This window comes from Bradyrhizobium sp. MI1.3, assembly GCF_055811695.1.
In genome coordinates this window covers 1-5699 of sequence record NZ_JBVVPQ010000150.1, presented here as the reverse complement: position 1 = coordinate 5699, position 5699 = coordinate 1, and the positions used below count along the sequence as shown (strand labels likewise).

General features: G+C 62.9%; 4 protein-coding genes and 4 pseudogenes. 4 read left to right on the top strand and 4 right to left on the bottom strand.

Translation table 11 applies throughout. The annotated features are described in order from the left end of the window. The first annotated feature begins 129 nt into the window (after nucleotides 1–129). Together AC0L3A_RS39810 and AC0L3A_RS39805 are read left to right on the top strand one after the other, a co-directional pair. A complete protein-coding gene (locus AC0L3A_RS39810) occupies nucleotides 130–849 on the top strand; it encodes a Mu transposase domain-containing protein (protein ID WP_473256476.1) in 720 nt (239 codons plus the stop codon). 17 nt (nucleotides 850–866) lie between these two features. Continuing rightward, nucleotides 867–1205: an ATP-binding protein gene (locus AC0L3A_RS39805; RefSeq protein WP_473256475.1), complete on the top strand. Its 339-nt coding sequence runs from the start codon at nucleotides 867–869 to the stop codon at nucleotides 1203–1205. A 19-nt stretch (nucleotides 1206–1224) separates the two neighbouring features. Here the strand turns inward: AC0L3A_RS39805 and AC0L3A_RS39800 are convergent, their stop codons facing one another. The 3 genes and pseudogenes from AC0L3A_RS39800 to AC0L3A_RS39790 form a co-directional block, all read right to left on the bottom strand. Beyond that, nucleotides 1225–3294, bottom strand: a complete 2070-nt coding sequence (locus AC0L3A_RS39800; protein ID WP_473256474.1) for a recombinase family protein — start codon at nucleotides 3292–3294, stop codon at nucleotides 1225–1227. Beyond that, on the bottom strand, nucleotides 3275–3475 hold the full coding sequence (locus tag AC0L3A_RS39795) for a hypothetical protein (RefSeq protein WP_473256477.1): 201 nt from the start codon (nucleotides 3473–3475) through the stop codon (nucleotides 3275–3277). The genes AC0L3A_RS39800 and AC0L3A_RS39795 overlap by 20 nt, the downstream gene beginning before the upstream one ends. Before the next feature lie 112 nt (nucleotides 3476–3587). After that, a pseudogene (locus AC0L3A_RS39790) lies at nucleotides 3588–3710 on the bottom strand (hypothetical protein); the annotation flags it as partial. 77 nt (nucleotides 3711–3787) lie between these two features. Between AC0L3A_RS39790 and AC0L3A_RS39785 the strand changes: the two are divergent. After that, nucleotides 3788–4195: pseudogene (locus AC0L3A_RS39785) on the top strand (ATP-binding protein); the annotation flags it as partial. Between the two features lie 173 nt (nucleotides 4196–4368). On the opposite strand, the pseudogene AC0L3A_RS39780 reads toward AC0L3A_RS39785, so the two are convergent. Beyond that, nucleotides 4369–4500 (bottom strand): annotated as a pseudogene (locus tag AC0L3A_RS39780) (helix-turn-helix domain-containing protein); the annotation flags it as partial. A 75-nt stretch (nucleotides 4501–4575) separates the two neighbouring features. Here AC0L3A_RS39780 and AC0L3A_RS39775 point away from each other — a divergent pair. Further along, a pseudogene (locus tag AC0L3A_RS39775) lies at nucleotides 4576–5484 on the top strand (ISNCY family transposase); the annotation flags it as partial. Between the last annotated feature and the right edge of the window lie 215 nt (nucleotides 5485–5699).

The window sequence follows — 5699 nt, the reverse complement described above, 5'->3', positions numbered from 1 at the left end:
GCGGATGAAACGGGTGCGTGATCCGCACCTTGAGGCAGGTCGTGCCAACACGGCCCGCAGTTGACGGCTTTCGACAAAGCCAAGGTCGAAGTCGGGGTCCAAATTGTCGGGCGATGGATTCTGGCGCGCTTGCGCAACCACCGATTCTTCTCGCTCGCCGCCCTCAACGAGGCGATCCATGCGCTTCTGGTCGAGCTGAACGACCGACCTCTCCGAAGCTGGGGACGAAGTCGGCGCGACCTGTTCGAAGAGCTCGATCGTCCGGCGCTCACTCCCTTGCCGGATGAGCCGTACCAGTATGCCGAGTGGAAGCGCTGCCGGGTCAACCTCGATTATCACATCGAGATCGCCAAGCCTTACTACAGCGTCCCTCACAACCTCGTGCGCCAAGAGGTCGAGACCCGTGTCACCCAAAAGACCGTCGAGATTTTCCTGCGCGGCAAGCGGGTGGCGTCACATCTGCGCAGCACCTTGCAGCATCGCCCGACGACGATTGCCGAGCATATGCCGAGCTCGCATCGTCGTTATCGCGAGTGGACCCATGAGCGTATTCGTTCCGAAGCTGCCAGGGTCGGTCCCGATGTCGAGACGCTGATCGACGTCATCCTGCGGTCGCGGCCGCATCCGGAACAGGGCTTCCGCTCGGCAATCGGCATTCTCGGGTTGGTCAAGCGCTATGGCCAGGAACGCGTCGACGCCGCCTGCGCCCGGGCGCTCCTGCTCAACGCCCGTTCGTACAAATCGGTCGCCGCCATCCTCAAAAACGGCACTGACAGAACCGCTCCGCCCGCCGAGGAGGCGCCCATCCTCTTCCACGCCAACATCCGTGGCCGCACTTACTACAATTGATCAGGAGAGATATCAGCATGCTCATTCATCCCACCGTCGATCGCTTGCGCGTCCTCGGCCTTGCCGCCATGGCCGACACCTTCGTCGAACTGCAGAACAATCCCGAGGCGGCCGAGATGCCGCACGCCGATTGGCTCGGCCTCCTCGTCGATCGCGAGGTCACTGCCCGCGACAACCGCCGCCTTGCGCGCCGCTTGAGCAGCGCCAAGCTCCGTCAAGCGGCCGCCGTCGAGAACGTCGACTATCGCACCGCCCGCGGTCTCGACCGTTCGCTTTTTCAAACCCTCGCCACCTGCCAATGGATCCGTGAGGCCAACCACCTGGTCATCGTCGGTCCAACCGAGCCCGCTTCATAATGCTCACCTTTCTATCTCGTTAGAGTTCCAGTTCTTTTTGTAGCGGATTGCCCGACGGCGGGCGTCTGAGGCGCCGCGCGGTGGCGGCTCGTTTGACGTCTGGACGCTCAAGATCGGCTGCTTTGATGATCCAAGGTGCCCCTTTGCAAAGCTGGCCCGCCGCGAGCTGGCCGTCCTTGATCAGACGTCGCACGGTTGATGGGCTGACAGAGAGGGCCGCGGCAGCCTCGTCCAGAGTGACCTCGCCGCGGTCGCGGCGCTCGCCTTCGCGATAGGCTGCGACGTCGTTGTGGCTGCGCAAGCTGCACACTCGCGACTTGGTCCAGCCATTGCCGCGCCCCGTGGTCTTGCCGGAGCGGTTGAGCACCGACGCGATCGCTTTGTCCGGCATCTGCCGCGCCAGCACGCGCACGAGATCGACTGTCTCTCCCGCTGCACTCCAGCGGTGCTGGCCGGAGCGATTCTTCTTGACCTTGAGAGCGGAATGGTCGCCGCCGTGCCAGCGGATCACCAGATCGAGCTCGGTGTCCTCGACGCGGACGACGATCTCGTCGATCAGCGTTCGCACGATCCGCTTGCGCGTCTCGGGTGCCACGCTGGCACTCGACCAAGCACGCTCCAGGTCGGCGCCCAGCGTCATCAGCCGCTCCCTGTCCGCAGGTGTGAGATCAACAGCGGGCGAAGCCGTCAGTCCCTCCAGCTCCGTCTCCAGATTGCGCGCGACCGCCAGCCGGTCATTCCATCGCTTTTCCAGCTCGGCGGCGACGAGACGATTGTCGGGATCGACAGCATCGTATTGGCGGCGCGCCCGCCCCACCTCATAGCGAGCCTGCTCCAGCGCCAGTTCGGCTTGGCCGCGTTTGTCTTCGTTCGCACGGCTGCGCGCACCCTGCGCGGCGAGTGCCGCCTCGATACCGAGCGGTTGCAGGCGCTGGATCACCTCAGCGGCCACGTCACGATCGATCCGCATGCCGCCGAACGAGATGCAAGGGTCACCACCATGATTGTTGGCGCCGCCCCGACAATGGTAGCGCCCGGTGTTGCCGTCCTTGCCGGAGTAGGCGACGTGAAGTTTGCGCCCACAATGGCCACAGCGCAGCAGGCCGGCGAGCAGAGCCTCACCTCGGCGCAGGGCACCGCGGCTCATCGGGTTCTTGCCGTTGGCGTTATCCGCAATCAGGCCGAGGTTCCTCTCATGGTCCGCCCAGCTCAGATAACCCTCATGATGGTTCGGGATCAACACCTCCCAATCCTTGCGCTCCCTCTTGAAGCCGCGAACCACCTTCTTGCGACCGGCCTCGATGCTGATGCGGCTGCCGGTGCGCCCGAATGCATACGCGCCGGCATAGATTGGGTTGGTCAGAATGTGCAGGATCGTGTTGTAGACCGGCAGCTTCCACTCGACCAAGTGGCCTTCGGCGCCATAGGTAACGGCGGGCAGCGGAACGCGCTCGTGTCTGAACCAGAGGTGCACCTGACGCACCGACTGCATCTCGGTGAACTTGGCGAAGACGAGCGCAATCGCCTCGCCGACGCGCCGATCCGGGTCCTTCTCGATACGGTTGTGGCCGACCCGCACGTAGCCGACGGCGACCGTCATGAACAGCTCGCCCCGGCGCGCCTTCTGCTTCAGCGCTTCGAGCGAACGCTGGCGCAGTACCGACAACTCCATCTCGCTCATGGTACCCTTCATACCGAGCAGTAGGCGATCGTTGGGCTGTCGCGGATCGTAGACGCCGTCCTCGTCGGCGATCAGTGTGCCGACGAGACCGCAGAACTCGAGCAGCGTGTGCCAGTCGCGACCGTTGCGTGCGAGCCGCGACGCTTCGATCGAGACCACGACCCCGACGCGCACCTCACAGATGGCAGCCAGCAGCTTCTCGAAGCCGGGCCGCGCGACGCCACCGCCGGAGCGGCCGAAATCGTCATCAATGACGGCAACATCGCTCCAGCCCAGCTGTCGCGCGCGCTCCGGCAAATTGTACTGACGGCGCTTACTTTCCAGGTTGTGGGCGACCTGATCAGGTGTCGACTGACGGATGTAGACGACGGCCTGACGGGCGAGGTGCTCAGGCGTAACCTTGCTCATGAGCGGCCTCCCTCGTCTCTGCGGTTGGCGTGCCCGTCTCGATATTGGCGCCGTCGGCGAGGGCCTCGACCAGTAGCCCCTCGATCAGGCGCACGAGAGTGCTTCTCTGCGACGCCGGAATCGCCGGCGTCCGGCGATCCTGCTCGAACAGGCTCCGTTGCAAGTGGCGTCTTGGTTGCATGATCCCCTCCTTCACGCAGGGGCCATGCCCCGCCTCGAGAGGCGATAAGCACATCGATTCGCGCCCGCAGCTCGACGAGCCTTTCGACAGCCAACCGAGGGCTTGCTGTGAGCGTTGCAGACCGAGCAATATCCTCGCTCATCCAGGCCGGGATCAGGGCGAGTGTCCCGTCGGGCTGCACCACGACCAGATGGTCCTCGCCGGCGAAGCGCTTGCGGTGCGCGACCTGCACCATCTGCCCAGCCCGAGGATGGAACGGATAGAGGATCAAAACCTCGAACGCCGGACACCCGGCATTGTGACGCTGTCTCGTCCGGGGTCGGCAAGAGCTGGCTCGCCTCGGCGCTCGGCAACAAGGCCTGCCGCGACAATCGTTCGGTCCAGTATCACCGCGTTCCGCGCCTGTTCGAGGCGCTGGCCTTGGCTCGCGGCGACGGCCGATATGGCCGACTGCTCAAAACCATCAGCCGCCTTCAGCTCCTGATCCTCGATGATTGGGGCCTGTCAGTTCTCAATCCGCCCGAACGGCGCGACCTTCTGGAGATCCTTGATGATCGCTGCGGTCGCGCCTCGACCATCGTCACCAGCCAGGTCCCCGTCGAGCATGACGCTATCCTGGATCGCCTCGTTCACAACGCTCACCGCCTTCAACTCACCGGAGAAAGCATGCGAAAGAAGAACGCCCGCAATCAAACTCTTGACGCCGCCCCAAACCCCTGAACCAATCACTATGTCGGTCAAAGCGGCTGCTCACCATCGCGCGAAACAGCTGCTCACGATCCTCTGAAATCGCCGCTCACGATCAGCGAAATGCGCAACTTGATGCCTGAGGGACTGACCCAAACGAAAACGCCTACTTCCAAAGACCCGGCCGGCATAAATCGGAATCCGCAATAGCGCTGCCGCCACTTCACGACGGACGACACTGCAACATCGAACCGGGCCGCCACAGCATGGCAACTCTCGCCGGATTCCACCGCCTTTACAGCTCTTTCACGAAGATCATTCGAAAGAGGTCGGACCATCCGATACTGGCCTCCGATCCAGCCAGCATCTTGAATCACAAACCGCCGCCCGACGGAATCTTCTGTGAGGTCGCGGTTCTGACCGAACTTCGTAAAAAGCTACCGTTTGCGCTCCTGGGTCTGGACACCGACAACGACTCGGTGTTCATGAATGAGACCTTGAAGGTATATTGCGAACAGGCTGGTATCGTCTTCACGCGCTGTCGCCCCTATCGCAAGAACGATCAGGCTTTCGTCGAGCAGAAGAACGGCGCGGTGGTCCGACGAATGGTCGGCTACCGTCGATTCGAGGGGCTCGAAGCGGCTGCTTTGCTGGCTCAGCTTTACCGTTCGGCCCGCTTGTTCGTGAACTTTTTCCAGCCGTCGTTCAAATTGATACGAAAGGAGCGCGACGGAGCACGTGTCCACAAAACGTATAGCGCGCCGGCGACCCCACATCAGCGGCTGGTTGCCGAAGCAAGAACACCTGATGCCGTCCGCGCAAGCGTCAATGAAATATATGCCCGCCTGGATCCGGTCGCCTTACTGCGCGATATCCGGGCCGTGCAGCAGAAGTTGGCCAGTCTCACCGCCGCCGCCCCAGCAAGCCATCCAACTGCGGCGCCACCGATCGAACAGTTTTTGTCGAGCTTGCGAATCGCGTGGAAAGAAGGAGCGGTCCGCCCGACCGACAGGCCAATTGCGAAGCCGAAGCGTGAGCGACGACGCCCTGATCCGCTCGTCAAGGCTACGCCACAGCTGCGCGAATGGTTCGAGGCCGAGCCGTGGCGAACCGGCAGCGAACTCCTTTGCAAGCTTCAGGCAGAATGCCCTGGGCTTTACCCGAGCAAAGTACTCCGAACTCTTCAACGTCGTCTCAAATCGTGGCGCAGCGAGCAAGCAAGCGCACTGTTGTTTAGCTCCCGGGAAAACGCAGCACAAACCCACGTGATCGACACATCACCGGAAAGCCCGCCGCTGCTGGATAAAGGAACGGCGGCGTGAAGTAGACCTGTGATCGACCGTGCTCACGGCTGGCGGCCTTGACCACGCCCGATCACCGGTCTGGTGGCTTTGCAAGCGCTCGGTCGAGGACCGAGCGCGCCGATGTCGCGCTCGAAATGCCCACCAGTTGTGCGAGCGGGGGATGTCCCGGGTTCTGTTGAATTTCTGAAGAGGTCGGCGTTGCCCACCTTGAGCCGGTAGGCTCGGGGTGCTGA

What these genes read in the sequence shown, in the direction of transcription:
- AC0L3A_RS39805 (WP_473256475.1), top strand. Translation starts at nt 867, where the DNA reads ATGCTCATTCATCCCACCGTCGATCGCTTGCGCGTCCTCGGCCTTGCC.
- AC0L3A_RS39800 (WP_473256474.1), bottom strand. Translation starts at nt 3,294, where the DNA reads ATGAGCAAGGTTACGCCTGAGCACCTCGCCCGTCAGGCCGTCGTCTAC.
- AC0L3A_RS39795 (WP_473256477.1), bottom strand. Translation starts at nt 3,475, where the DNA reads ATGCAACCAAGACGCCACTTGCAACGGAGCCTGTTCGAGCAGGATCGC.